Source organism: Ferrimonas sp. YFM, from assembly GCF_030296015.1.
In the GTDB taxonomy this organism is placed as follows: Bacteria; Pseudomonadota; Gammaproteobacteria; order Enterobacterales; family Shewanellaceae; genus Ferrimonas.
This window is the reverse complement of sequence record NZ_AP027368.1, coordinates 248,849-272,337: the sequence shown is the minus strand read 5'-3', so window position 1 is coordinate 272,337 and position 23,489 is coordinate 248,849. Positions and strand designations below refer to the sequence as shown.

Sequence of the window (23,489 nt, the reverse complement as noted above, 5' to 3'; positions counted from 1 at the left end):
TTACTCTCCTTATGCCACGTAGCAGACGATCTCGCCGCCCATACCCAGTTTACGGGCAGCACGGTCGGTCATCACGCCTTGAGAAGTGGACACGATAGCGACACCCAGACCACCCATAACCTTTGGAAGCTCATCTTTTTTCTTGTAGATGCGCAGGCCAGGACGGCTGATTCGCTCGATTTTTTCTACAACTGGCTTACCTTCGAAGTACTTCAGGGTAACTTCCAGTTCGGACTTAACGTCGCCGGAAACAGCGAAATCAGCGATGTAACCTTCTTTTTTCAGTACATCGGCGATAGCTACTTTCAGCTTTGAGGACGGCATTTTAACTGCAACTTTGTTGGCAGCCTGGCCGTTACGGATGCGCGTCAGCATATCCGCGATCGGATCTTGCATGCTCATATTGGCTTACTCCCGTTGGCTTACCAAGAGGCCTTTTTAAGGCCAGGAACTTCACCACGCATGGCGGCTTCACGCAGTTTGATACGGCTCAGGCCGAACTTGCGAAGTACACCGTGCGGACGACCAGTGATGTTACAGCGGTTACGCTGACGACTTGCACTGGAGTCACGAGGAAGTTGTTGCAGTTTCAGTACGGCTTCCCAACGCTGTTCATCGGTTGAGTTGACGTCATTGATGATTGCTTTAAGAGCAGCACGCTTCTCAGCGTACTTAGCAACCAGCTTAGCGCGCTTAATTTCGCGCTGCTTCATCGATACTTTAGCCATAACCCTACACCTTACTTGCGGAATGGGAAGTTAAAGGCAGCCAGCAGAGCACGACCTTCTTCGTCAGAGTTCGCAGAAGTGGTGATGGTGATGTCCATACCACGAATCTTATCTACTTTGTCGTAGTCGATCTCTGGGAAGATGATTTGCTCACGAACGCCCATGCTGTAGTTACCGCGACCGTCGAAAGACTTGGGGTTCAAGCCACGGAAGTCACGTACACGTGGAACAGCGATAGAAATCAGGCGCTCCAGGAACTCCCACATACGCTCGCCGCGCAGGGTTACTTTACAGCCGATCGGATAGCCCTCACGAATCTTGAAGCCAGCAACAGACTTGCGAGCTTTGGTTACCAGAGGCTTCTGGCCGGAGATAGCAGTCATATCTGCAACTGCTGCTTCCAGTACCTTCTTGTCAGCCACGGCTTCACCAACACCCATGTTCAGGGTGATCTTTTCGACCCGAGGGACTTGCATGATACTTTTGTAATCGAACTGTTTGGTCAGTTCTGCTACTACAGTATCTTTGTAGTAATCATGCAGTTTCGCCATCGTTTACTCCAATTACTTAAACAAGTTCACCATTAGACTTGAAGAAACGGACTTTTTTGCCGTCTTCCAGTCTAAAGCCTACGCGATCGCCCTTGCTGGTAGCAGGGTTGAAGATCGCGATGTTAGATGCGTCAATGGCGGCTTCTTTTTCAACGATGCCACCAGCCATACCCAGGTGAGGGTTAGGCTTCTGGTGTTTTTTCACCAGGTTAACGCCTTCTACGATTACTTTGCCGTTGGACAGAATCTGGGTAACCTTACCGCGCTTACCCTTGTCCTTACCGGCTAGTACAACAACTTCGTCATTGCGACGGATTTTTGCTGCCATCTCTTAGCTCCTTACAGTACTTCTGGGGCCAGAGACACGATTTTCATAAACTGCTCATTACGCAGTTCACGGGTCACAGGGCCGAAGATACGAGTACCAATCGGCTGGTTGCTGGCGTTCAGCAGTACAGCCGCATTGCGGTCAAAGCGAATAACAGAACCGTCAGGACGACGAACGCCCTTCTTGGTACGTACTACCACCGCGTTGAATACATCACCTTTCTTCGCTTTACCGCGAGGAATGGCTTCCTTAACGGAAACCTTGATGATGTCGCCGATACCGGCGTAACGACGGTGAGAGCCACCCAAGACCTTAATACACTGCACGCTGCGAGCGCCGGAGTTATCGGCAACGTCCAGCACAGATTGCATTTGGATCATTTTGTGCTCCGAATGTTTTACAACAATCGTCCCGAATTGGGACACTGGCTACCTTTAAAAGGCGCGAAATTATAACACCACTCCGGCCCAAAAGGTAAATAAAAAATAGCCGGTCCAGGGAAAATCCTGGTCCGGCCATTTATCTAGTATGTAAAAGCCTGTTTTACAGAGCTTTTTCGATGACGTTTACCAGCATCCAAGACTTGGTCTTAGACAGTGGACGGCATTCGCGGATTTCTACCACGTCGCCGATACCACACTGGTTGGTCTCATCGTGAGCGTGTACCTTAGTGGTACGCTTTACATACTTACCGTAGATCGGGTGCTTAACTTTGCGCTCGATGGCTACGGTGATGGACTTATCCATCTTGTCGCTGATGACACGACCTTGAAGAGTACGGATAGTCTCGCTCATTACGCACCTGCCTTCTGAGTCAGAATGGTCTTAACGCGCGCGATGTTGCGGCGTACCTTCTTCAGCTCGTGGGTCTGCTTCAGCTGACCAGTCGCGTTCTGCATACGCAGATTGAACTGTTCACGCAGCAGGCTCAGCAGCTCCGCGTTCAGCTCTTCAACGCTTTTTTCACGCAATTCAGTAGCTTTCATTACATCACCGTCCGAGTTACAAAGGTGGTCTGTACAGGCAGCTTAGCAGCAGCCAGAGCGAAGGCTTCGCGAGCCAAATCTTCGGCTACGCCTTCCATCTCATACAGTACACGGCCAGGCTGAATCTGGGCTACCCAGTATTCAACGTTACCTTTACCTTTACCCATACGCACTTCAAGCGGCTTTTCAGTGATAGGCTTGTCTGGGAACACACGGATCCAGATTTTACCTTGACGCTTAATGTGACGGGTCATAGCACGACGGGCCGCTTCAATCTGGCGAGCAGTGATACGGCCACGAGTGGTAGCTTTCAGTCCGTAGGAACCGAAGCTAACCTTATCACCAGTGGTAGCCATACCACGGTTACGACCTTTGTGAACCTTACGGAACTTGGTACGTTTCGGTTGCAGCATCTCGGTTCCCCTTACTTACCACGACCTTTGCGCTTCGCCGGCTTAGGCTGCTCCTGCTCAACCGGCATACCGCCCAGAACTTCACCTTTGAAGATCCAAACTTTGATACCGATTACACCGTAAGTGGTGTGAGCAGAGGAAGTAGCGTAGTCGATGTCAGCACGCAAAGTATGCAGAGGCACACGACCTTCACGGTACCATTCGGTACGTGCGATCTCAGCGCCACCCAGACGACCAGAAACCTCGATCTTGATGCCTTTGGCACCCAGACGCATGGCGTTTTGTACGGCACGCTTCATAGCGCGACGGAACATAACGCGACGCTCCAGCTGAGAGGCAACGGAGTCACCTACCAGTTGAGCGTCCAGCTCTGGTTTACGAACTTCAGAGATGTTGATTTGAGCAGGAACGCCAGCCAGCTTGGCTACCTTCTTACGCAGTTTTTCAACATCTTCACCTTTCTTGCCGATTACAACGCCTGGACGAGCGGTGTGAATGGTCACACGGATGCTCTTGGCAGGACGCTCAATAGTAATCTTGGACACAGAAGCACTCTTCAGTTCCTTTTTCAGGAACTCGCGTACTTCGTGATCGCCCAGCAGGTTACCGGCAAACTCTTTCTTATCCGCGTACCAGGTAGAATTCCAAGGCTTGGTAATACCCAGGCGGATACCATTAGGATGAACTTTCTGTCCCATTGCAGTCCCCTTACTTGTCAGCCACAACCACAGAGATGTGGCTGGAACGTTTCAGGATGCGGTCAGCACGACCCTTGGCGCGAGGCATGATGCGCTTCATGGTCGGGCCTTCGTCAACGAAGACTTTAGCAACTTTCAGGTCGTCGATGTCCAGACCTTCGTTGTGCTCCGCGTTGGCAATGGCAGACTCCAGAACCTTCTTAACCAGTACGGCCGCTTTCTTAGGGCTGTAGGTCAGAATTTCCAGAGCGCGATCTACCGGAAGACCACGGATTTGATCAGCTACCAGGCGCGCCTTCTGAGGAGAAGTGCGGGCGAAGCGGTGTTTAGCTAAAACTTCCATCATCTACCCCTTAACGCTTCTTCTTCGCTTTCTTATCGGCGATGTGACCGCGATAAGTACGAGTAGGCGCGAACTCACCCAGTTTGTGACCGATCATATCTTCGGTAACGAAAACTGGAACGTGCTGACGACCATTATGGACAGCGATGGTCAGACCAATCATATCTGGAATGATCATAGAACGACGGGACCAGGTTTTAACTGGCTTTTTGTCCCCGCTTTCCACCGCTTTCTCTACCTTCTTCAGCAAGTGCAGGTCAATAAATGGACCTTTCTTGAGAGAACGTGGCATGGTGAATCCTCAATAAAGTTACTTGGTACGACGACGTACGATGTACTTGTCGGTACGCTTGTTGCTGCGGGTCTTCTTACCTTTGGTTGGAACACCCCATGGAGTAACGGGGTGACGGCCACCAGAGGTACGACCTTCACCACCACCGTGTGGGTGATCAACCGGGTTCATGGCAACACCACGAACGGTAGGACGAACACCACGCCAGCGGCTTGCACCGGCTTTACCCAGAGAACGCAGCATATGCTCAGCATTGCCAACTTCACCCAGGGTAGCGCGGCCATCGGCAGGCAGCTTACGCATTTCGCCGGAACGCAGACGTACGGTTACGTAGGCACCGTCACGAGCAACGATCTGAACGTAGGCACCGGCGGAGCGGGCAATCTGACCGCCTTTACCAGGCTTCATTTCTACGTTGTGTACGGTGGAACCGACAGGGATAGAACGCATAGGCAGCGTGTTACCCACTTTGATGTCAGCTTCCAGACCGGACATGATCTTGTCGCCAGCCTGCAGGCCCTTAGGAGCCAGGATGTAGCGACGCTCACCGTCAGCGTACAGAACCAGAGCGATGTTAGCGCTGCGGTTTGGATCGTATTCCAGGCGCTCTACAGTGGCAGGGATGCCATCTTTATTGCGCTTGAAGTCAACGATACGGTAGTGCTGCTTGTGACCACCACCGATGTGACGGGTAGTAATGCGACCAGCGTTGTTACGACCGCCGGACTTGGACTTTTTGTCCAACAGGGCTGCGAAGGGCTTACCCTTGTGCAGGTCCTTGTTTACTACCTTAACGACGTGGCGACGGCCCGCGGAGGTAGGCTTACATTTTACAATAGCCATCTATTTAACTCCTCGTCCTTATTCTGCGCCGCCGACGAAGTCGATGTCAGAACCTTCGGCCAGAGTAACGTACGCTTTCTTCCAGTCGGAACGACGGCCGAAACGGGCGCCGGTACGCTTAGTCTTGCCTTTAACGTTCACAGTGCGAACGCCGGTGACTTCAACTTCGAACAGCTTTTCAACAGCCGCTTTCACTTCAGCCTTAGTGGCATCAGTGGCAACCTTGAACACGATAGTGTTGTTCAGTTCAGCAGCCATGGTGCTCTTTTCAGAGATGTGCGGAGCACGCAGCACTTTCAGCAAACGTTCTTCACGGATCATGCCAGCATCTCCTCAATCTGCTTAACTGCATCAGCAGTCATCAGCACCTTGTCGAATGCAATCAGGCTAACTGGGTCGATGCCAGCAACGTCACGGGCGTCAACCTTGTACAGGTTGCGAGAAGCGAGGAACAGGTTCTCGTCTACTTCGCCAGTTACGATCAGCACGTCATCAACAGACAGCTCTTTCAGCTTGGCTACCAGCTCCTTGGTTTTAGGGGCTTCAACACCAAACTTCTCAACCACAATCAGACGTTCTTGACGTACCAGCTCGGACAGAATGCTCTGCAGAGCGGCGCGGTACATCTTCTTGTTCACTTTCTGAGAGTGATCTTGTGGCTTAGCTGCGAAAGCTACACCACCGGAGCGCCAGATTGGGCTCTTAACGGTACCGGCACGAGCACGGCCAGTACCTTTCTGGCGCCATGGCTTTTTGCCAGTGCCAGCTACTTCAGCGCGGGTCTTCTGAGACACGGTACCTTGACGGGCGTTGGCTGCGTAAGCAGTCACCACCTGGTGTACCAGAGCTTCATTGAACTCACGTCCGAAGGTAGTTTCGGAAACTTCAAGAGCGCTCTGCGCGTCTTTCATTACCAATTCCATTACTATCTCCTCAGACGTTACGCTTTAACGGCGGGTTTAACGATAACGTTACCGCCGTTGGCGCCAGGTACTGCACCCTTGATCAGGAGCAGGTTGCGCTCGGCGTCAACGCGAACTACTTCCAGATTCTGGGTAGTTACGCGCTCGTCACCCATGTGACCAGCCATCTTCTTGCCCTTGAACACCTTACCGGGGCTCTGGTTCTGACCGATAGAACCAGGAGCACGGTGGCTCAGGGAGTTACCGTGGGTCATGTCCTGGGTGCGGAAGTTCCAACGCTTAACAGCGCCTTGGAAACCTTTACCCTTGGAGCGACCAGTAACGTCTACGATTTGGCCGTTTTCGAAAGTATCAACTTTCAGCTCAGCACCGATTTCGATGCCTTCGCCTTCACCTTCGCCCAGACGGAACTCGAACAGACCACGACCAGCTTCTACACCGGCTTTAGCAAAGTGACCTGCTTCAGGTTTGGTAACGCGGTTGGCTTTCTTAGCGCCTACAGTGATCTGCAGGGCTGCGTAGCCATCGCTTTCCAGAGTCTTAATCTGAGTTACGCGGTTCGGTTCTACTTCGATAACGGTAACTGGGATAGACGCGCCATCTTCAGCGAAGATGCGAGTCATACCAACTTTACGACCTACAAGACCGATTGCCATCTATCTAACCTCTATTCCGAAACTGGGATTAGCCCAGACTGATCTGCACGTCTACGCCGGCAGCCAGATCCAGACGCATCAAAGCGTCAACAGTCTTATCGGTAGGCTCAACGATGTCCACCATGCGCTTGTGAGTACGGATTTCATACTGATCACGTGCATCTTTGTTCACGTGAGGAGAAATCAGAACTGTGTAGCGCTCTTTGCGGGTGGGCAGAGGGATTGGACCCCGTACTTGAGCCCCTGTGCGCTTCGCAGTCTCAACGATTTCCGCGGTAGACTGATCGATCAGACGGTGATCGAACGCCTTCAGGCGGATACGGATTCTTTGGTTCTGCATTTGACCAGAGCTCCAACCAATAATTACGCAAAAAAACGTCCATCCTTGAACCCCTTTATTTTAAGTTGGGTCAAAGACGGCGATTATCGCAACCATTCGACTCCAAATCGGAGTCGCTGTTAAAGGTGATGCCTATCGCACCACCGCGTATATTACGCGTTCGCCCTAATAGCGAACCGGAGGGATTATACTCGGGTTTCGCCGCATTGCAAGCTTTTCCGAGATCTTCTCCCCACGGTGGCCGGCCCCATTCGCCAGCCACAAAAAAGGGCGCCCAGGGCGCCCTTTTATCATAGCGAGATATCGATTACTCGATGATCTTAGCTACAACACCAGCACCAACGGTGCGGCCACCTTCACGGATAGCGAAGCGCAGGCCGTCGTCCATCGCGATTGGGCAGATCAGGGTAACAACCATCTTGATGTTGTCACCAGGCATTACCATCTCAACGCCTTCTGGCAGCTCAATGGTACCGGTTACGTCAGTAGTACGGAAGTAGAACTGAGGACGGTAGCCTTTGAAGAATGGGGTGTGACGACCACCTTCATCTTTGGACAGTACGTATACCTCAGACTCGAACTTGGTGTGAGGAGTGATGGAACCAGGCTTAGCCAGTACCTGACCACGCTGTACTTCGTCACGCTTGGTACCACGCAGCAGAACACCACAGTTCTCACCGGCACGGCCTTCGTCCAGCAGCTTGCGGAACATCTCAACACCAGTACAGGTAGTCTTGGTGGTTTCTTTGATGCCCACGATCTCTACTTCGTCACCTACGGTGATGATGCCGCGCTCTACACGACCGGTAACTACGGTACCACGGCCGGAGATGGAGAATACGTCTTCGATAGGCAGAATGAAGTCACCGTCGATGGCACGCTCAGGCTCTGGGATGTAGGAATCCAGGGCTTCAGCCAGCTCGATGATCTTCTTCTCCCACTCTTCTTCGCCTTCCAGAGCTTTCAGAGCGGAACCCTGAATTACAGGCAGGTCGTCGCCAGGGAATTCGTACTCAGACAGCAGTTCACGAACTTCCATCTCTACCAGTTCCAGCAGCTCTTCATCGTCAACCATGTCGCACTTGTTCATGAATACGATGATGAAAGGTACGCCTACCTGACGAGACAGCAGGATGTGCTCACGGGTCTGAGGCATTGGGCCGTCGGTGGCAGCTACTACCAGGATCGCGCCGTCCATCTGGGCAGCACCGGTGATCATGTTCTTAACGTAGTCAGCGTGTCCGGGGCAGTCTACGTGGGCGTAGTGACGGGTAGGAGTATCGTACTCTACGTGAGAGGTAGAGATGGTGATACCACGCTCACGCTCTTCAGGAGCGTTATCGATGGAAGCGAAGTCCTTGGCTTCACCACCGTATACTTTAGCCAGTACGTTGGTGATAGCAGCGGTCAGAGTGGTTTTACCGTGGTCAACGTGGCCGATAGTACCAACGTTAACGTGCGGTTTTGAACGTTCAAATTTTTCTTTAGACACGTCGTGTTCCTTTCAATTTACATAAGTACCCGGGCGCGACCCGGGTATTAAAGGGATTTAGCCAAATCGGCCATCGATTACAGCTTGAGCTACGTTTTGCGGTGCTTCGTTATACTCCAGGAATTCCATGGAGTAGGAAGCGCGACCTTGGGTAGCAGAGCGCAGATCGGTAGCATAACCAAACATTTCGGCTAATGGCACCTTAGCGCGGATAATTTTCAGCCCGGCTGGGCCATCATCCATACCGTCGATCATTCCGCGGCGACGGTTAATGTCGCCAACGACGTCACCCATCCAGTCTTCCGGAGTGGTGACCTCAACCTTCATCATCGGCTCAAGCAGAACGGGATCCGCTTCCATGGCGCCTTTCTTAAAGCCCATGGAACCCGCGATCTTAAACGCCATTTCATTGGAGTCAACATCGTGGAAGGAACCGTCGAACAGGGTGACTTTGACGTCCAGCATTGGGAAGCCAGCCAGTACACCCATGTCCATCTGCTCTTTACAGCCTTTTTCAACCGCGGGGATGTATTCCTTGGGAACCACACCACCCACGATGTCGTTGACGAATTCGAAACCTTCGCCAGCCTCTTTGGGCTCCATCTTGAGCCATACGTGACCATACTGGCCACGACCGCCGGACTGACGAACGAACTTACCTTCAACTTCCACCTTGGAGCGGATGGTCTCACGGTAAGCTACCTGAGGTTTACCAACGTTGCAGTCAACGCTGAACTCACGCTTCATTCGATCAACGATAATATCCAGGTGCAGCTCGCCCATGCCGGAGATCAGGGTCTGGCCGGATTCCTCATCGGTCTCCACGCGGAAGGACGGATCCTCCGCAGCCAGCTTGCCCAGGGCAATGCCCATCTTCTCCTGGTCGGCCTTGGTACGAGGCTCTACCGCAATCTGAATGACCGGCTCAGGGAACTCCATGCGCTCCAGAATCACCTTCTGATTCATGTCGCACAGGGTGTCACCCGTGGTCACGTCTTTCAGACCGATGGCAGCAGCGATGTCCCCGGCGCGCACCTCTTTGAGCTCTTTACGGTCGTTGGAGTGCATCTGCACGATACGACCAAAGCGCTCACGCTTCTCCTTAACGGAGTTGTAGACGGTGTCGCCGGTGCTCACTACACCAGAGTAAACCCGGAAGAAAGTCAGGGTACCAACAAAGGGGTCAGTGGCGATCTTAAACGCCAGCGCAGAGAAGGGCTCGTTGTCGTCGGAGTGACGCTCAACTTCATTCTCACGCTCATCCACACCTTTAATAGCAGGCACATCAATGGGAGCCGGCAGATATTCCACAACCGCGTCCAGTACCGCCTGTACGCCCTTATTCTTAAAGGCGGAACCACAGGTGGCCAGAACAATCTCGTTGTTCAGGGTGCGAGTACGCAGACCCTGGCGAATCTCGGCCTCGGACAAGTCACCCTCTTCCAGGTACTTATCCATCAGCTCTTCGGATGCTTCGGCGGCGGACTCTACCATGTATTCCCGCCATTCGGTGGCCGTATCGACCAGCTCGGCAGGAATCTCATCGTAGCTGAAGGTCATGCCCTGGTCCGCTTCGTTCCAGTTAATGGCCTTCATCTTCAGCAGGTCGATGACGCCCTTGAACTCATCCTCGGCACCGATGTTCAGCTGGATAGGCACACAGTTGGCCCCCAGACGATCACGGATCTGCTCGATAACGCGTTCAAAGTCAGCGCCAGCGCGGTCCATCTTGTTGACGAACACCATGCGCGGAACCTGGTACTTGTCAGCCTGACGCCATACGGTCTCAGACTGAGGCTCAACACCGGAGGAACCACAGAACACCACGACGGCACCATCCAGTACACGCAGGGAACGCTCTACCTCAATGGTAAAGTCCACGTGTCCGGGGGTGTCGATGATGTTGATGCGGTGCTCGGGGTACTGACCCTCCATACCACGCCAGAAGGTGGTGGTCGCAGCAGAGGTGATGGTGATACCACGCTCCTGCTCCTGCTCCATCCAATCCATAGTTGCGGCGCCATCGTGCACTTCACCGATCTTGTGTGACAAACCGGTGTAGAACAGCACCCGCTCAGTGGTGGTAGTTTTACCGGCGTCAACGTGAGCACAGATACCGATGTTGCGGTAGCGCTCTAGTGGAGTAGTACGAGCCACGATTTCTTCCTCTTATCCCGGAAATCGCCCGGGAGATCATGCAAAACAGGCGCAGCACACACTGTGCTGCGCCGTCGCGCTTACCAACGGTAGTGGGCAAACGCCTTGTTGGCTTCGGCCATACGGTGAACGTCTTCACGCTTCTTAACCGCAGAACCTTTGTTGTCGGCAGCGTCCAGCAGCTCACCTGCCATACGCAGAGCCATCGATTTTTCGCCACGCTTACGAGCAGCTTCCACCAACCAGCGCATGGCCAGGGTGTTACGACGAACTGGGCGAACTTCAACCGGCACCTGATAGGTTGAACCACCTACACGACGAGATTTAACCTCGACGGCAGGACGGATGTTCTCCAGAGCAGTTTCAAAAATTTCGATGTGGTCTTTACCGGACTTGGAAGCAGCGGCTTCCAGGGCACCGTATACGATGCGCTCGGCAGTGGACTTCTTACCGTCCAGCATTACCACGTTTACAAACTTGGCCAGAAGCTCAGATCCGAACTTAGGATCCGGCAGAATTTTACGTTGACCTACGACGCGACGTCTTGGCATGGGATGTCTCCGATTTCTTCAGGTATATCCAAAACAGGATGTACAAAAACTTAAAGTTGCTTGGCCTTACTTAACGGAGAACCATTAAGACTTAGGACGCTTGGCACCGTACTTGGAACGGCCTTGGCGACGATCGCTCACGCCAGCAGTATCCAGGGCACCACGAACGGTGTGATAACGCACACCTGGCAGATCCTTAACACGACCGCCACGGATCAGGACCACGGAGTGCTCCTGCAGGTTGTGACCCTCACCACCGATGTAGGAGGTCACTTCAAAACCGTTGGTCAGACGAACACGGCACACTTTACGCAGTGCAGAGTTCGGCTTCTTAGGGGTGGTGGTGTATACACGGGTGCACACGCCACGCTTTTGAGGGCACGCTTCCAGAGCCGGAACGTTGGTCTTAACGACCTTCGATTGGCGAGGCTTACGTACCAACTGGTTTACAGTAGCCATTGATTACTCCAATTGATGTTTACTACTCATTTTCAGGTGCGAAAAATCGACCCCCAAAAAGGGGGACGCGGAATTTTAAGCACCCGCAGACCGGGTGTCAAGAAATAGCCAGAAGGATCAGGCGTTGTAGGCAAGATTCCTTGCCACCTGTACGCTTCCCGGGCCATTTTCCGGCCTAAAACTAAAAAGGGGCGCCTTAGCGCCCCTTTCTCATTTGCTATGCCAGAGGCTTAGTCGTCGGCGGCGTTCAGCAGATCCGCCAGGTTCTGCTCCGCTTCCGAGGCGCTCACCACCGGAGCCACTGGCTCCTCTTGGGCGTTACGCTGCTCGTGATAAGCGTAGCCGGTACCGGCAGGGATCAGTCGACCCACAATCACGTTCTCCTTCAGGCCGCGCAGGTCGTCCTGCTTGCCGCTTACTGCCGCTTCGGTCAGTACGCGGGTGGTCTCCTGGAAGGAGGCCGCGGAGATGAAGGATTCGGTGGCCAGGGACGCCTTGGTGATACCCAGCAGTTCCAGCTCGAAGGTGGCGGGCTGCTTGCCCTCGGCGATGAGGTTACGGTTGATGATGTTCACCCGTGCCACTTCAGCCTGTTCGCCTTCCAGCAGATCGGAATCGCCGGCGCTGGAGATGATGCACTTACGCAGCATCTGGCGAATGATCACCTCGATGTGCTTATCGTTAATCTTCACACCCTGCAGACGGTAAACCTCCTGCACTTCGTTGACGATGTAGTTGGCAACGGCGTGGATGCCTCGCAGACGCAGAATGTCATGCGGAGCCTCTGGACCGTCGGCGATCACTTCGCCACGCTCAACTTTTTCACCTTCGAACACGTTCAGGTTACGCCACTTCGGAATCATCTCTTCGTATGGCTTGCCGCCATCGTGAGGAGTGATCACCAGGCGACGCTTACCCTTGGTCTCTTTACCGAAGGAGATGGTACCGGTGATTTCAGCCAGGATCGCAGGCTCTTTAGGCTTACGGGCTTCAAACAGGTCGGCCACTCGTGGCAGACCACCGGTAATATCCTTGGTACCGCCGGATTCCTGAGGAATACGGGCCAGGGCATCACCCACGTTCACGGTGGCGCCGTCGTCGATGCTGACAATGGCGTTACCGGACAGGAAGTACTGAGCCGGCACTTCGGTGCCAGGGATCATCAGTTCGTTACCGGACGCATCCACCAGTTTCACCGCAGGACGCATCTCTTTACCGGCGCTGGTGCGCTGGTTCGGATCCAGTACGACGATGCTGGACAGACCGGTCAGTTCGTCGGTTTCACGCTTCATGGTGACGCCGTCGATCATGTCAACGAACTTAATCACACCTTCTACTTCGGTGATGATTGGGTGCGTGTGCGGGTCCCAGTTGGCAACGATGTCACCGGCGGCAACCGCATCTTCCTCGGCCTTCTCCAGAACCGCACCGTAAGGCAGCTTGTAGCGCTCCTTCTCACGACCCAGCTCATCGATGATCGCCAGCTCGGTAGAACGAGAGGTGATAACGATCTTGCCGTCGGAGTTGGTTACGTACTTGCTGTTGTGCAGCTTCAGGCTACCGGCGTTCTTCACCTGAACGTTGGACTCAGCAGACGCACGAGATGCCGCACCACCAATGTGGAAGGTACGCATGGTCAGCTGGGTACCGGGCTCACCGATGGACTGGGCGGCAACCACACCAATGGCCTCACCCTTACCAACGATGTGGCCACGGGCCAGGTCACGGCCGTAACAGTGGGCACATACGCCGAAGTCGGTTTCACAGGTAATAACGGAGCGAACTTCAACCTCATCCACGGAGTGCTCTTCGAGGATGTCACACATCTTCTCGTCAAGCAGGGTGTTGCGAGGCAGCAGCACTTCGTCTTCGGTGCCAGGCTTGATCACGTCACGGGCAATCACACGACCCAGCACGCGCTCACGCAGCGGCTCAACCACGTCACCACCCTCGATCAGCGGCTTAACGGTCAGGCCCTGTTCGGAGCCACAGTCGTTCTCGATGATCACCAGATCCTGAGCCACGTCCACCAGACGACGAGTCAGGTAACCGGAGTTCGCGGTCTTCAGTGCGGTATCCGCCAGACCCTTACGAGCACCGTGAGAGGAGATAAAGTAATCCGCTACCGACAGACCCTCTTTAAAGTTCACTTTAATGGGGGTTTCGATAATGGAGCCGTCTGGCTTGGCCATCAGGCCACGCATACCGGCCAGCTGACGAATCTGTGCAGCACTACCACGAGCACCGGAGTCGGCCATCATGAAGATGCTGTTGAAGGAGCCCTGATCTTCCTCTTCACCGTCACGGTTGATGACGATTTCGGTCTTCAGGTTCTCCATCATCGCCTTGGAGACTTTCTCGTTGGCGCTGGCCCAGATGTCGATCACCTTGTTGTAGCGCTCACCGGCGGTCACCAGACCGGCCTGGAACTGCTCCTGAATCTCGGTGACTTCCTCTTCGGCGGCCTCGATGATGGTCTTCTTGGCTTCTGGCACTACCATGTCGTCGATACCTACGGAGGTACCGGAACGGGTGGCGTAGTGGAAACCGGTGTACATCAGCTGGTCAGCGAAGATCACGGTGGGCTTCAGGCCCAGGATACGGTAGCAGCTGTTCAGTACGCCGGAGATCGCCTTCTTACCCATGTCCTTGTTGATGTGCTCGAAGGAGAGACCCTTAGGCAGAATCATGGACAGGATGGCACGACCTACGGTGGTGTCGACGATCTTACGCTCTTCCTGGATCTCGCCATCTTCACCCACAAAGGTGTCGGTGATACGAACCTTCACGCGAGCGTGCAGGTTGGCGGTCTTGGTACGGTAGGCTTTCTCGGCTTCGGCCACGGAGGTAAACACCATGCCTTCACCCAGATCGTTCACCTTCTCACGGGTCATGTAGTACAGACCCAGCACCACGTCCTGGGAAGGAACGATGATGGGATCACCGGAAGCGGGCGACAGGATGTTGTTGGTGGACATCATCAGCGCACGGGCTTCCAGCTGGGCTTCCAGGGTCAGGGGTACGTGTACCGCCATCTGGTCACCATCGAAGTCGGCGTTATAGGCCGCACACACCAGGGGGTGCAGCTGAATCGCTTTACCTTCGATCAGCACGGGCTCAAACGCCTGGATACCCAGTCGGTGCAGAGTCGGTGCACGGTTCAGCAGAACTGGGTGCTCACGAATCACTTCGTCCAGTACGTCCCAAACCTCAGGTACTTCACGCTCAACCATCTTCTTGGCGGCTTTGATGGTAGTGGCCAGGCCACGACCTTCCAGCTTGCCGTAGATGAAGGGCTTGAACAGTTCCAGAGCCATCTTCTTGGGCAGACCGCACTGATGCAGACGCAGAGTAGGACCTACGGTAATTACGGAACGACCGGAGTAGTCCACGCGCTTACCCAGCAGGTTCTGACGGAAACGACCCTGCTTACCCTTGATCATGTCGGCCAGGGATTTCAGAGGACGCTTGTTGGAACCGGTGATGGCACGACCGCGACGGCCGTTATCCAGCAGGGCATCCACGGACTCCTGCAGCATACGCTTTTCGTTGCGTACGATGATGTCAGGGGCCGCCAGGTCCAGCAGGCGCTTCAGACGGTTGTTACGGTTGATCACACGACGGTACAGATCGTTCAGATCCGAGGTCGCGAATCGGCCGCCGTCCAGAGGAACCAGAGGACGCAGATCCGGTGGCAGAACCGGCAGAACCGCCATGATCATCCACTCTGGCTTGTTGCCGGAGTGGTAGAAGGCTTCCATCAGCTTCAGGCGCTTGGTCAGCTTCTTGCGGCGGGTCTCAGAGTTGGTCTGAGGCAGCTCTTCGCGCATCTCGTTGATCTCGCTCTCGAGATCGATGGCTTTCAGCAGCTCCAGGATCGCCTCGGCACCCATGCGGGCGTCGAACTCGTCACCGTGCTCTTCCAGAGCGTCCAGATACTCCTCTTCGGTGAGCATCTGGCCCTTCTCCAGAGAGGTCATGCCGGTTTCGATCACTACGTAGCTTTCGAAGTACAGCACGCGCTCAATGTCACGCAGGGTCATGTCCAGCAGCAGACCGATGCGGGAAGGCAGGGACTTCAGGAACCAGATGTGGGCAACCGGGCTGGCCAGCTCGATGTGGCCCATGCGCTCACGGCGCACCTTGGTCTGGGTAACTTCAACGCCACACTTTTCGCAGATAACACCGCGATGCTTCAGGCGCTTGTACTTGCCACACAGGCACTCATAGTCTTTTACCGGACCAAAGATACGTGCACAAAACAGGCCGTCACGCTCTGGCTTGAAGGTACGGTAGTTGATGGTTTCCGGCTTCTTAACTTCACCGAAAGACCAAGAGCGGATCATGTCTGGGGAGGCCAGACCGATCTTGATACCGTTAAACTCTTCAGACTTGTTCTGCTTCTTCAGAAACTGGAGTAAGTCTTTCACGTTCATCTCCTAGTGGAGGTTTAACCTCGGTGCCCCGCCGTCTGACGGGACACCGCGTCATATACCGCTCAGCGGGTGGCTTATTCCTGGTCCAGCTCGATGTTGATACCGAGGGACTTGATCTCTTTCAACAGTACGTTGAAGGACTCAGGCATACCAGGCTGCATGGAGTGGTTACCGTCGACGATGTTCTTATACATCTGGGTACGACCGTTCACGTCATCAGACTTCACGGTCAGCATCTCCTGCAGGGTGTAGGCGGCGCCGTACGCCTCAAGTGCCCACACCTCCATCTCACCGAAGCGCTGTCCACCGAACTGCGCCTTACCACCCAGCGGCTGCTGGGTAACCAGGCTGTAGGAACCGGTGGAACGGGCGTGCATCTTGTCGTCAACCAGGTGGTTCAGCTTCAGCATGTACATGTAACCCACGGTTACAGGACGCTCGAAGTTGTCACCGGTACGGCCGTCGTACAGAGTAACCTGACCGGAGGCTGGCAGACCGGCAAGGGTCAGCAGGTCCTTAACCTCGGACTCACGGGCACCGTCGAATACCGGGGTGGCCACAGGCATACCGCCTTGCAGGTTCTTCGCCAGGCGAATCACCTCCTCGTCGGTGAAGGTGTTCAGATCCACCTTCTGCTGGGCTTCACCCAGATCGTACGCCTGCTGGATGTAGTCACGCAGTTCGGCAATCGCCTTCTGCTGCTCCATCATGGCGGTGATCTTGGTACCGATACCACGGGCCGCAGCACCCAGGTGAACTTCCAGGATCTGACCGATGTTCATACGGGACGGTACACCCAGAGGGTTCAGTACGATGTCCACAGGAGTACCGGTCTCGTCGTAAGGCATATCCTCAACGGGAACGATGGTGGAGATTACACCCTTGTTACCGTGACGACCCGCCATCTTGTCACCAGGCTGGATGCGACGCTTCACGGCCAGGTAAACCTTAACGATCTTCAGTACGCCAGGAGCCAGGTCATCGCCCTGGATGATCTTGCGGCGCTTGATCTCGAACTTCTTGTCGAACTCGGCGCGCAGCTCTTCGTGCTGCTCGGCCAGCTGTTCCAGTTCGGTCTGCTTGCCTTCGTCATCCAGAGGCAGTTCCAGCCACTTGGCGCGATCCATCTTGTCCAGTTGAGCTTCGGACATGCCGGAAGCCAGCAGCAGGGTGCGGGCACGGTCGTAAACGCCGTTCTCCAGGATGCTGAACTCTTCAGTCAGATCCTTCTTCGCTTCCTTGAGCTGCATCTCTTCGATCTCGATGGCACGCTTGTCCTTCTCCACGCCGTCGCGGGTAAAGACCTGTACATCGATCACGGTGCCGTATACGGAGTTAGGCACACGCAGGGAGGAGTCCTTCACGTCGGACGCCTTCTCACCGAAGATGGCACGCAACAGCTTCTCTTCCGGAGTCAGCTGGGTCTCACCCTTAGGCGTAACCTTACCAACCAGGATGTCACCAGGCTTCATCTCGGCACCAACGTATACGATGCCGGACTCGTCCAGTTTGGACAGAGCGGACTCACCTACGTTGGGGATGTCAGCGGTGATCTCTTCGCTGCCCAGCTTGGTGTCACGAGCAATACAGGAGAGTTCCTGAATGTGGATGGTAGTCAGGCGATCTTCCTGAACCACACGCTCGGACAGCAGGATGGAATCCTCAAAGTTGTAACCGTTCCAGGTCATGAAGGCCACGCGCAGGTTTTGACCCAGCGCCAGCTCACCCAGATCGGTGGAAGGACCATCGGCCAGAACGTCACCACGGGTTACCGGCTCACCAACGTTACATACGGGACGCTGGTTGATGCAGGTGTTCTGGTTAGAACGGGTGTACTTGGTCAGGTTGTAGATGTCGATACCGGCTTCGCCCGGTACCAGCTCATCTTCATTCACCTTGACTACGATGCGAGAGGCATCCACGTAATCCACCACACCACCACGTTTGGCTACGGCGGTTACACCGGAGTCAACGGCAACGTTACGCTCCATGCCGGTACCAACCAGAGGCTTGTCCGCCTTCAGGGTAGGTACGGCCTGACGCTGCATGTTCGCACCCATCAGGGCTCGGTTAGCATCGTCGTGCTCCAGGAACGGAATCAGGGACGCCGCCACAGATACGATCTGAGACGGGGAGATGTCCATGTACTGAATCTGGTCAGCGGTCATGAAGCCGGGCTCGCCTTTGTGGCGGCTCGCGATCAGCTCTTCCTCGGGCAGGCGGTTGTTCTCGTCCAGGTTGGTGTTGGCCTGGGCGATAACGAAGTTGCCCTCCTCGATAGCGGAGAGGTAATCGATCTCTTCAGTCACCACGCCGTCGATAACGCGACGGTAAGGGGTCTCCAGGAAGCCGTACTCGTTGGTACGAGAGTAGCTAGCCAGGGAGTTGATCAGACCAATGTTTGGACCTTCAGGAGTTTCGATGGGGCACAGACGACCGTAGTGGGTCGGGTGTACGTCTCGAACCTCAAAGCCGGCGCGCTCACGGGTCAGACCGCCAGGGCCCAGTGCAGAGATACGACGCTTGTGAGTCACCTCAGACAGTGGGTTGTTCTGATCCATAAACTGGGACAGCTGGGAAGAACCGAAGAACTCCTTCACCGCCGCAGAGATGGGCTTGGCGTTGATCAGGTCCTGAGGCATCAGGCTGTCCAGGTCACCCAGGGACAGACGCTCACGTACGGCACGCTCAACACGCACCAGGCCTACGCGGAACTGGTTCTCAGCCATCTCACCGACGGAACGGATACGACGGTTACCCAGGTGGTCGATATCGTCCACCTCGTCGTTGCCGTTACGGATCTCGATGATCTTCTTCATCACCTCGACGATGTCGTCCTTGTCCAGTACGCCGGCACCAGTGGATTCACTGCGGCCCAGGCGACGGTTGAACTTCATCCGACCTACGGTAGACAGGTCGTAGCGATCTTCAGAGAAGAACAGGTTCTCGAACAGCGCTTCGGCAGCTTCGCGTGTTGGCGGCTCACCGGGGCGCATCATGCGGTAGATCTCAACCAGAGCTTCCATGCGCTCCTGACAGGAGTCGATGGCCAGAGTGGTGGAGATGTACGGACCTGAATCCAGGTCGTTGGTGTACAAGGTGTTGAATGCCTTGATACCGGACTGGGACAGCTTGGCCACGTCTTCCAGGCTCATCTCCTGGTTGGCGGCAACCAGCAGTTCGCCGGTGGCTTCGTCCACGTAGTCTTTGTCGGCAACTTTGCCGACCAGGTACTCTACGGGCACTTCCAGTTCGGTCTGACCGGCTTTCTCCATGGCACGGATGTGACGAGCGGTCACGCGGCGGCCAGTTTCAACCAGTACTTTGCCTTCGGCATCTTTGATGTCGAATACGGCAGTTTCACCTCGCAGGCGCTCTGGCACTAGGGCCATAACCAGCTTGTCCTTCTTGATGGAGAACTCCAACTTGTCGAAGAACATGTCCAGCATCTCGTCGGTGCCGAAGCCCAACGCACGCAGCATGATGGTGGCAGGCAGCTTACGACGACGGTCGATACGAACAAACAGGTTGTCCTTAGGATCGAACTCGAAGTCCAGCCAGGAGCCACGGTAGGGGATAACACGGGCGTTATACAGCACCTTACCGGAGGAGTGAGTCTTGCCACGGTCGTGGTCGAAGAACACACCTGGGCTACGGTGCAGCTGGGAAACGATCACACGCTCGGTGCCGTTTACCACGAAGGTACCATTCTCTGTCATCAGAGGAATGTCACCCATGTACACTTCCTGCTCCTTGATGTCCTTAACGGCACCGCCGTTCTCCTTGTCCATCAGGACAAGGCGCAGTTTTACCCGAAGGGGAGCGGAATAGGTAATGCCTCGGATCTGGCACTCTTTTACGTCAAATACGGGCTCGCCCAGCTTGTAACTCACATACTGCAGCTCGGCGTAACCGGAGAAGCTCTTGATCGGGAATACACTGCGGAATGCAGCTTCCAGACCACGCTCGCCATCTACGTCTTGCTCCAGGAAGTTTTGGAACGAGTCCAGCTGGATCGACAGCAGGTAAGGGATGTCCAGAACTTTTGGACGCTTACCAAAGTCCTTACGGATGCGTTTTTTTTGAAAATCGGAGTAAACCATTTGGTTCCTCTGCTCGCTCTTTGGTGACCCATCTGAGCCCACGCACTTGCAACACGCCATTCTCGGGGTGCAAGAACCCAACCAATAATCTCTGCCAGGTCCGCGATCCTATGATCGGCGACAAACGGTGGGAAGTTTGTCAGCGCTATACAGCGCAAAAAGGCCGGTGGTTAATTAACCACCAGCCTTACCTAAGCCGTAGCCTAGGCTCGTAAGCTATAGAATAGCTTACTTGATCTCAACAGAACAACCGGCTTCTTCCAGTTGAGCTTTCAGACCTTCTGCTTCTTCTTTAGAAACAGCTTCTTTAACGGCTACTGGAGCGGACTCAACCATAGCTTTGGCTTCTTTCAGGCCCAGGCCGGTTGCGCCGCGAACAGCTTTAATGGCACCAACTTTGTTGGAACCAGCGCCGGTCAGCATTACGTCAAACTCAGTTTGCTCTTCAGCAGCAGCAGCTTCGCCGCCACCGGCAACTACTGCAGCAGCAGCAGATACGCCGAACTTCTCTTCCATAGCTTCGATCAGCTCAACAACGTCCATTACGGACATTTCAGCTACGGCTTCGATGATTTGGTCTTTAGTGATAGACATTACTAACAATCCTAAAAAATTAGTTCAAAAAAAGTTTAAGCAGCGAGCCTTAGGCAGCTTGCTCTTCTTTTTGGTCGCGCAGAGCAGCCAGAGTACGTACCAGCTTGCCAGCAGATGCTTCCTTCATGGTCATCATCAGCTGAGCGATAGCTTCGTCGTAAGTAGGCAGCTTGGCCAGACGGTCAATCTGCTCGGCGGGGATCAGTTCCCCTTCGTAAGCAAGGGCTTTTACCTCGAACGCAGCTTCTTCTTTGGCGAAGTCTTTGAACAGACGCGCCGCAGCACCTGGGTGCTCGTTGGAGAAGGCGATCAGGGTAGGACCACTGAATGCGTCGGTCAGGCACTCGTAAGGAGTACCTTCAACGGCACGCTTGGCCAGAGTGTTACGCACAACGCGCAGAACAACACCAGCTTCACGAGCGCTTTTACGCAGAGCAGTCATGCTGCCCACAGTAACGCCGCGAGAATCGGCAACTACAGCAGACAGAGCACCTTTGGCAGCTTCGTTGACCTCAGCGACAATTGCTTTCTTGTCTTCGAGTCCTAATGCCATTGGCTTTTACTCCTGGATTCCACCTAGGTTTTGACACCTAGAAACTTAACAATCCCCATCTCTGGGGAGCGACACGGTGGTTAGGTTCCAGAAGATCAGAAATCTTCCAAGGTCCTGTTTCACCGTCTACGCAGGAAATTAAGCCTTGCGGCACCTGCGGTCTCGGACGAGGGCCAGCGAGCTGGCCTCGACCTTAAGGGCGCAAAATTATACTCGATAACTTAGCGCCCTGTAAACTTTAAGCGGTCTGGGTTTCCAGAGTCGCCTGGTCCACGGACACACCGGCACCCATAGTGGTGGAGATAGCCACCTTCTGGATGTACTGACCTTTAGCGGAAGCAGGCTTGGCCTTCTTCAGGGCGATCAGCAGAGATTCCAGGTTTTCTTTCAGCTGAGCAGCGTCGAAGGAAACCTTACCGATGGTGGTGTGGATGATGCCGTTCTTGTCGGTGCGGTAGCGAACCTGACCAGCTTTGGCGTTCTTAACAGCCTCAGCAACGTTAGGAGTTACAGTACCGGTCTTAGGGTTAGGCATCAGGCCGCGAGGACCCAGGATTTGACCCAGTTGACCTACAACGCGCATTGCATCAGGAGAAGCAACAACTACGTCGAAGTTCATTTCGCCTTTCTTAACCTGCTCGGCCAGATCTTCCATACCAACCAGGTCGGCACCGGCTTCTTTGGCAGCTTCGGCGTTGGCGCCCTGAGTAAATACGGCAACGCGTACGTCACGACCGGTGCCGTGAGGCAGTACGGTAGCGCCGCGAACGTTCTGGTCGGATTTACGAGGATCAACACCCAGGTTAACCGCTACGTCAACGCTCTCTACGAACTTGGCAGTGGCCAGTTCTTTCAGCAGAGCAACGGCTTCATTGATTTCGTACTCGCGAGTAGCGTCAACTTTCTCGCGGATAACGCGCATGCGCTTAGACAGTTTAGCCATCGTCTTATCCCTCAACTACCAGGCCCATGGAACGAGCAGTACCGGCAATGGAGCGCTTCATCGCTTCAATGTCAGCACCAGTCATGTCGGCAGCCTTGGTCTCAGCAATCTCTTGCAGCTGAGCGTCGGTTACCGTACCAACCTTCTCGGTGTTAGGACGGCCGGAGCCAGACTTAACGCCAGCAGCCTTCTTCAGCAGTACAGACGCTGGAGGAGTCTTGGTGATGAAGGTGAAGGAACGATCTGCGTAAACAGTGATTACAACAGGAATTGGCAGACCTTTTTCGATCTTGTCAGTACGGGCGTTGAACGCCTTACAGAATTCCATGATGTTTACACCGTGCTGACCCAGAGCAGGACCAACTGGTGGTGAAGGGTTAGCGGCACCAGCTGCTACTTGCAGCTTGATGTATGCTTGGACTTTCTTAGCCATTTTTCAATACCTCAATTGGGTTCAAACGTCAGGGTTACTGACTCCCCGTGAATAAAGGGGCAGCGGATTATATACAAATCTTCTGCCCCTCAACAAACATTTTTTTGACCAATTAATGATCAGGACTTTTCCACCTGGGAGAAGTCCAGTTCCACTGGCGTGGAACGACCGAAGATCAGAACGGACACCTTCAGGCGGCTCTTTTCGTAGTCCACCTCTTCCACGGTGCCGTTGAAGTCGGCAAATGGGCCATCGTTGACCCGAACCACTTCGCCGGGCTCGAACAGAGTGCGCGGCTTGGGAGACTCGGTGGACTCCTGCAGGCGGTTCAGGATGGCGTTCGCCTCCTTCTCGGTAATAGGCGCAGGACGGTCAGAAGTGCCGCCGATAAAGCCCATCACACGGGGGGTGTTGCGCACCAGGTGCCAGGAGGCGTCATTCATCTCCATCTGCACCAGCACGTAGCCAGGGAAGAACTTACGCTCGCTCTTGCGACGCTGACCGGCACGCATCTCAACCACCTCTTCGGTAGGCACCAGTACCTCGCCGAACAGATCTTCCATACCGTGCATCTTAATGTGCTCTTTCAGGGTCTTGGCTACGCGAGCCTCAAAACCGGAAAAAGCCTGCACCACATACCAGCGCATGTTTTGTTCTTCAGACATCT

General features: G+C 54.5%; 27 protein-coding genes. All 27 read right to left on the bottom strand.

Going from position 1 to position 23,489, the window contains the following annotated elements; translation table 11 throughout:
• Positions 1-9 precede the first annotated feature (9 nt).
• Positions 10-402, bottom strand: a complete 393-nt coding sequence (gene rpsH, locus QUE41_RS01335; protein ID WP_028110670.1) for a 30S ribosomal protein S8 — start codon at positions 400-402, stop codon at positions 10-12.
• 20 nt (positions 403-422) lie between these two features.
• On the bottom strand, positions 423-728 hold the full coding sequence (rpsN, locus tag QUE41_RS01330; protein WP_136854575.1) for a 30S ribosomal protein S14: 306 nt from the start codon (positions 726-728) through the stop codon (positions 423-425).
• Positions 729-739: 11 nt separating this feature from the next.
• A complete protein-coding gene (rplE, locus tag QUE41_RS01325) occupies positions 740-1,279 on the bottom strand; it encodes a 50S ribosomal protein L5 (RefSeq protein WP_028110668.1) in 540 nt (179 codons plus the stop codon).
• Between the two features lie 16 nt (positions 1,280-1,295).
• The gene (rplX, locus tag QUE41_RS01320) at positions 1,296-1,607 is read right to left on the bottom strand and encodes a 50S ribosomal protein L24 (protein WP_286341197.1); all 312 of its coding nucleotides are present in this window, start codon (positions 1,605-1,607) and stop codon (positions 1,296-1,298) included.
• A gap of 11 nt (positions 1,608-1,618) precedes the next feature.
• Positions 1,619-1,987, bottom strand: a complete 369-nt coding sequence (gene rplN / locus QUE41_RS01315) for a 50S ribosomal protein L14 (RefSeq protein WP_286341196.1) — start codon at positions 1,985-1,987, stop codon at positions 1,619-1,621.
• A 163-nt stretch (positions 1,988-2,150) separates the two neighbouring features.
• Positions 2,151-2,402, bottom strand: coding sequence for a 30S ribosomal protein S17 (gene rpsQ / locus QUE41_RS01310; RefSeq protein ID WP_028110665.1), 252 nt, complete (start codon positions 2,400-2,402; stop codon positions 2,151-2,153).
• On the bottom strand, positions 2,402-2,593 hold the full coding sequence (rpmC, locus tag QUE41_RS01305) for a 50S ribosomal protein L29 (RefSeq protein WP_028110664.1): 192 nt from the start codon (positions 2,591-2,593) through the stop codon (positions 2,402-2,404). Before rpmC ends, rpsQ begins: the two co-directional genes overlap by 1 nt.
• Positions 2,593-3,006: a 50S ribosomal protein L16 gene (gene rplP / locus QUE41_RS01300; protein WP_028110663.1), complete on the bottom strand. Its 414-nt coding sequence runs from the start codon at positions 3,004-3,006 to the stop codon at positions 2,593-2,595. Before rplP ends, rpmC begins: the two co-directional genes overlap by 1 nt.
• A gap of 11 nt (positions 3,007-3,017) precedes the next feature.
• A complete protein-coding gene (gene rpsC / locus QUE41_RS01295; protein WP_028110662.1) occupies positions 3,018-3,704 on the bottom strand; it encodes a 30S ribosomal protein S3 in 687 nt (228 codons plus the stop codon).
• 10 nt (positions 3,705-3,714) lie between these two features.
• Complete coding sequence (gene rplV / locus QUE41_RS01290; protein WP_028110661.1) at positions 3,715-4,047, bottom strand: 50S ribosomal protein L22; 333 nt, start codon at positions 4,045-4,047, stop codon at positions 3,715-3,717.
• Between the two features lie 10 nt (positions 4,048-4,057).
• Positions 4,058-4,339, bottom strand: a complete 282-nt coding sequence (gene rpsS / locus QUE41_RS01285; RefSeq protein WP_028110660.1) for a 30S ribosomal protein S19 — start codon at positions 4,337-4,339, stop codon at positions 4,058-4,060.
• 18 nt (positions 4,340-4,357) lie between these two features.
• Complete coding sequence (gene rplB, locus QUE41_RS01280; protein WP_286341195.1) at positions 4,358-5,182, bottom strand: 50S ribosomal protein L2; 825 nt, start codon at positions 5,180-5,182, stop codon at positions 4,358-4,360.
• Positions 5,183-5,200: 18 nt separating this feature from the next.
• Positions 5,201-5,503 carry a 50S ribosomal protein L23 gene (gene rplW, locus QUE41_RS01275; protein ID WP_028110658.1) on the bottom strand — a complete coding sequence of 101 codons (303 nt, stop codon included), beginning with the start codon at positions 5,501-5,503 and terminating at the stop codon, positions 5,201-5,203.
• Positions 5,500-6,105, bottom strand: coding sequence for a 50S ribosomal protein L4 (gene rplD, locus QUE41_RS01270; RefSeq protein ID WP_028110657.1), 606 nt, complete (start codon positions 6,103-6,105; stop codon positions 5,500-5,502). The genes rplW and rplD overlap by 4 nt, the downstream gene beginning before the upstream one ends.
• A gap of 17 nt (positions 6,106-6,122) precedes the next feature.
• A complete protein-coding gene (gene rplC / locus QUE41_RS01265; RefSeq protein WP_028110656.1) occupies positions 6,123-6,761 on the bottom strand; it encodes a 50S ribosomal protein L3 in 639 nt (212 codons plus the stop codon).
• Positions 6,762-6,789: 28 nt separating this feature from the next.
• Entirely contained in the window at positions 6,790-7,101 is a 312-nt protein-coding gene (gene rpsJ / locus QUE41_RS01260) for a 30S ribosomal protein S10 (protein ID WP_028110655.1), read from the bottom strand.
• Positions 7,102-7,408: 307 nt separating this feature from the next.
• Entirely contained in the window at positions 7,409-8,593 is a 1,185-nt protein-coding gene (gene tuf, locus QUE41_RS01255; protein ID WP_286341194.1) for an elongation factor Tu, read from the bottom strand.
• Between the two features lie 57 nt (positions 8,594-8,650).
• Positions 8,651-10,750, bottom strand: a complete 2,100-nt coding sequence (gene fusA, locus QUE41_RS01250) for an elongation factor G (protein ID WP_286341193.1) — start codon at positions 10,748-10,750, stop codon at positions 8,651-8,653.
• Between the two features lie 80 nt (positions 10,751-10,830).
• Entirely contained in the window at positions 10,831-11,301 is a 471-nt protein-coding gene (rpsG, locus tag QUE41_RS01245; RefSeq protein WP_028110709.1) for a 30S ribosomal protein S7, read from the bottom strand.
• Between the two features lie 84 nt (positions 11,302-11,385).
• Positions 11,386-11,760 (bottom strand): 30S ribosomal protein S12, encoded by a 375-nt coding sequence (gene rpsL, locus QUE41_RS01240; protein WP_028110710.1) that lies wholly within the window; start codon positions 11,758-11,760, stop codon positions 11,386-11,388.
• 230 nt (positions 11,761-11,990) lie between these two features.
• A complete protein-coding gene (rpoC, locus tag QUE41_RS01235; protein ID WP_286341192.1) occupies positions 11,991-16,190 on the bottom strand; it encodes a DNA-directed RNA polymerase subunit beta' in 4,200 nt (1,399 codons plus the stop codon).
• Between the two features lie 80 nt (positions 16,191-16,270).
• Complete coding sequence (rpoB, locus tag QUE41_RS01230; RefSeq protein ID WP_286341191.1) at positions 16,271-20,299, bottom strand: DNA-directed RNA polymerase subunit beta; 4,029 nt, start codon at positions 20,297-20,299, stop codon at positions 16,271-16,273.
• A 228-nt stretch (positions 20,300-20,527) separates the two neighbouring features.
• The gene (rplL, locus tag QUE41_RS01225; RefSeq protein WP_028110713.1) at positions 20,528-20,893 is read right to left on the bottom strand and encodes a 50S ribosomal protein L7/L12; all 366 of its coding nucleotides are present in this window, start codon (positions 20,891-20,893) and stop codon (positions 20,528-20,530) included.
• Positions 20,894-20,942: 49 nt separating this feature from the next.
• Positions 20,943-21,446 carry a 50S ribosomal protein L10 gene (rplJ, locus tag QUE41_RS01220; protein ID WP_286341190.1) on the bottom strand — a complete coding sequence of 168 codons (504 nt, stop codon included), beginning with the start codon at positions 21,444-21,446 and terminating at the stop codon, positions 20,943-20,945.
• Positions 21,447-21,684: 238 nt separating this feature from the next.
• Positions 21,685-22,389 (bottom strand): 50S ribosomal protein L1, encoded by a 705-nt coding sequence (gene rplA, locus QUE41_RS01215; RefSeq protein ID WP_286341189.1) that lies wholly within the window; start codon positions 22,387-22,389, stop codon positions 21,685-21,687.
• A gap of 4 nt (positions 22,390-22,393) precedes the next feature.
• Positions 22,394-22,822 (bottom strand): 50S ribosomal protein L11, encoded by a 429-nt coding sequence (rplK, locus tag QUE41_RS01210; RefSeq protein ID WP_028110716.1) that lies wholly within the window; start codon positions 22,820-22,822, stop codon positions 22,394-22,396.
• A gap of 119 nt (positions 22,823-22,941) precedes the next feature.
• Positions 22,942-23,487: a transcription termination/antitermination protein NusG gene (gene nusG, locus QUE41_RS01205; RefSeq protein ID WP_286341188.1), complete on the bottom strand. Its 546-nt coding sequence runs from the start codon at positions 23,485-23,487 to the stop codon at positions 22,942-22,944.
• Positions 23,488-23,489: the final 2 nt, after the last annotated feature.

Bases quoted from the DNA above. Each gene is read 5' to 3' on its own strand.
- rplL (WP_028110713.1), bottom strand. From the start codon at position 20,893: ATGTCTATCACTAAAGACCAAATCATCGAAGCCGTAGCTGAAATGTCC.
- rplK (WP_028110716.1), bottom strand. From the start codon at position 22,822: ATGGCTAAGAAAGTCCAAGCATACATCAAGCTGCAAGTAGCAGCTGGT.
- rplV (WP_028110661.1), bottom strand. From the start codon at position 4,047: ATGGAAGTTTTAGCTAAACACCGCTTCGCCCGCACTTCTCCTCAGAAG.
- rpsN (WP_136854575.1), bottom strand. From the start codon at position 728: ATGGCTAAAGTATCGATGAAGCAGCGCGAAATTAAGCGCGCTAAGCTG.
- rpsQ (WP_028110665.1), bottom strand. From the start codon at position 2,402: ATGAGCGAGACTATCCGTACTCTTCAAGGTCGTGTCATCAGCGACAAG.
- rplX (WP_286341197.1), bottom strand. From the start codon at position 1,607: ATGGCAGCAAAAATCCGTCGCAATGACGAAGTTGTTGTACTAGCCGGT.
- rpsJ (WP_028110655.1), bottom strand. From the start codon at position 7,101: ATGCAGAACCAAAGAATCCGTATCCGCCTGAAGGCGTTCGATCACCGT.
- rpsS (WP_028110660.1), bottom strand. From the start codon at position 4,339: ATGCCACGTTCTCTCAAGAAAGGTCCATTTATTGACCTGCACTTGCTG.
- nusG (WP_286341188.1), bottom strand. From the start codon at position 23,487: ATGTCTGAAGAACAAAACATGCGCTGGTATGTGGTGCAGGCTTTTTCC.
- rpsG (WP_028110709.1), bottom strand. From the start codon at position 11,301: ATGCCAAGACGTCGCGTCGTAGGTCAACGTAAAATTCTGCCGGATCCT.
- rplB (WP_286341195.1), bottom strand. From the start codon at position 5,182: ATGGCTATTGTAAAATGTAAGCCTACCTCCGCGGGCCGTCGCCACGTC.
- rpsL (WP_028110710.1), bottom strand. From the start codon at position 11,760: ATGGCTACTGTAAACCAGTTGGTACGTAAGCCTCGCCAATCGAAGGTC.
- rpoB (WP_286341191.1), bottom strand. From the start codon at position 20,299: ATGGTTTACTCCGATTTTCAAAAAAAACGCATCCGTAAGGACTTTGGT.
- rpsH (WP_028110670.1), bottom strand. From the start codon at position 402: ATGAGCATGCAAGATCCGATCGCGGATATGCTGACGCGCATCCGTAAC.
- rplW (WP_028110658.1), bottom strand. From the start codon at position 5,503: ATGATCCGTGAAGAACGTTTGCTGAAAGTGCTGCGTGCTCCGCACATC.
- rplN (WP_286341196.1), bottom strand. From the start codon at position 1,987: ATGATCCAAATGCAATCTGTGCTGGACGTTGCCGATAACTCCGGCGCT.
- rpmC (WP_028110664.1), bottom strand. From the start codon at position 2,593: ATGAAAGCTACTGAATTGCGTGAAAAAAGCGTTGAAGAGCTGAACGCG.
- rplC (WP_028110656.1), bottom strand. From the start codon at position 6,761: ATGGCAATCGGTCTTGTAGGTCGTAAAGTTGGTATGACTCGCATCTTC.
- rpsC (WP_028110662.1), bottom strand. From the start codon at position 3,704: ATGGGACAGAAAGTTCATCCTAATGGTATCCGCCTGGGTATTACCAAG.
- rplP (WP_028110663.1), bottom strand. From the start codon at position 3,006: ATGCTGCAACCGAAACGTACCAAGTTCCGTAAGGTTCACAAAGGTCGT.
- rplJ (WP_286341190.1), bottom strand. From the start codon at position 21,446: ATGGCATTAGGACTCGAAGACAAGAAAGCAATTGTCGCTGAGGTCAAC.
- rplA (WP_286341189.1), bottom strand. From the start codon at position 22,389: ATGGCTAAACTGTCTAAGCGCATGCGCGTTATCCGCGAGAAAGTTGAC.
- rplE (WP_028110668.1), bottom strand. From the start codon at position 1,279: ATGGCGAAACTGCATGATTACTACAAAGATACTGTAGTAGCAGAACTG.
- rplD (WP_028110657.1), bottom strand. From the start codon at position 6,105: ATGGAATTGGTAATGAAAGACGCGCAGAGCGCTCTTGAAGTTTCCGAA.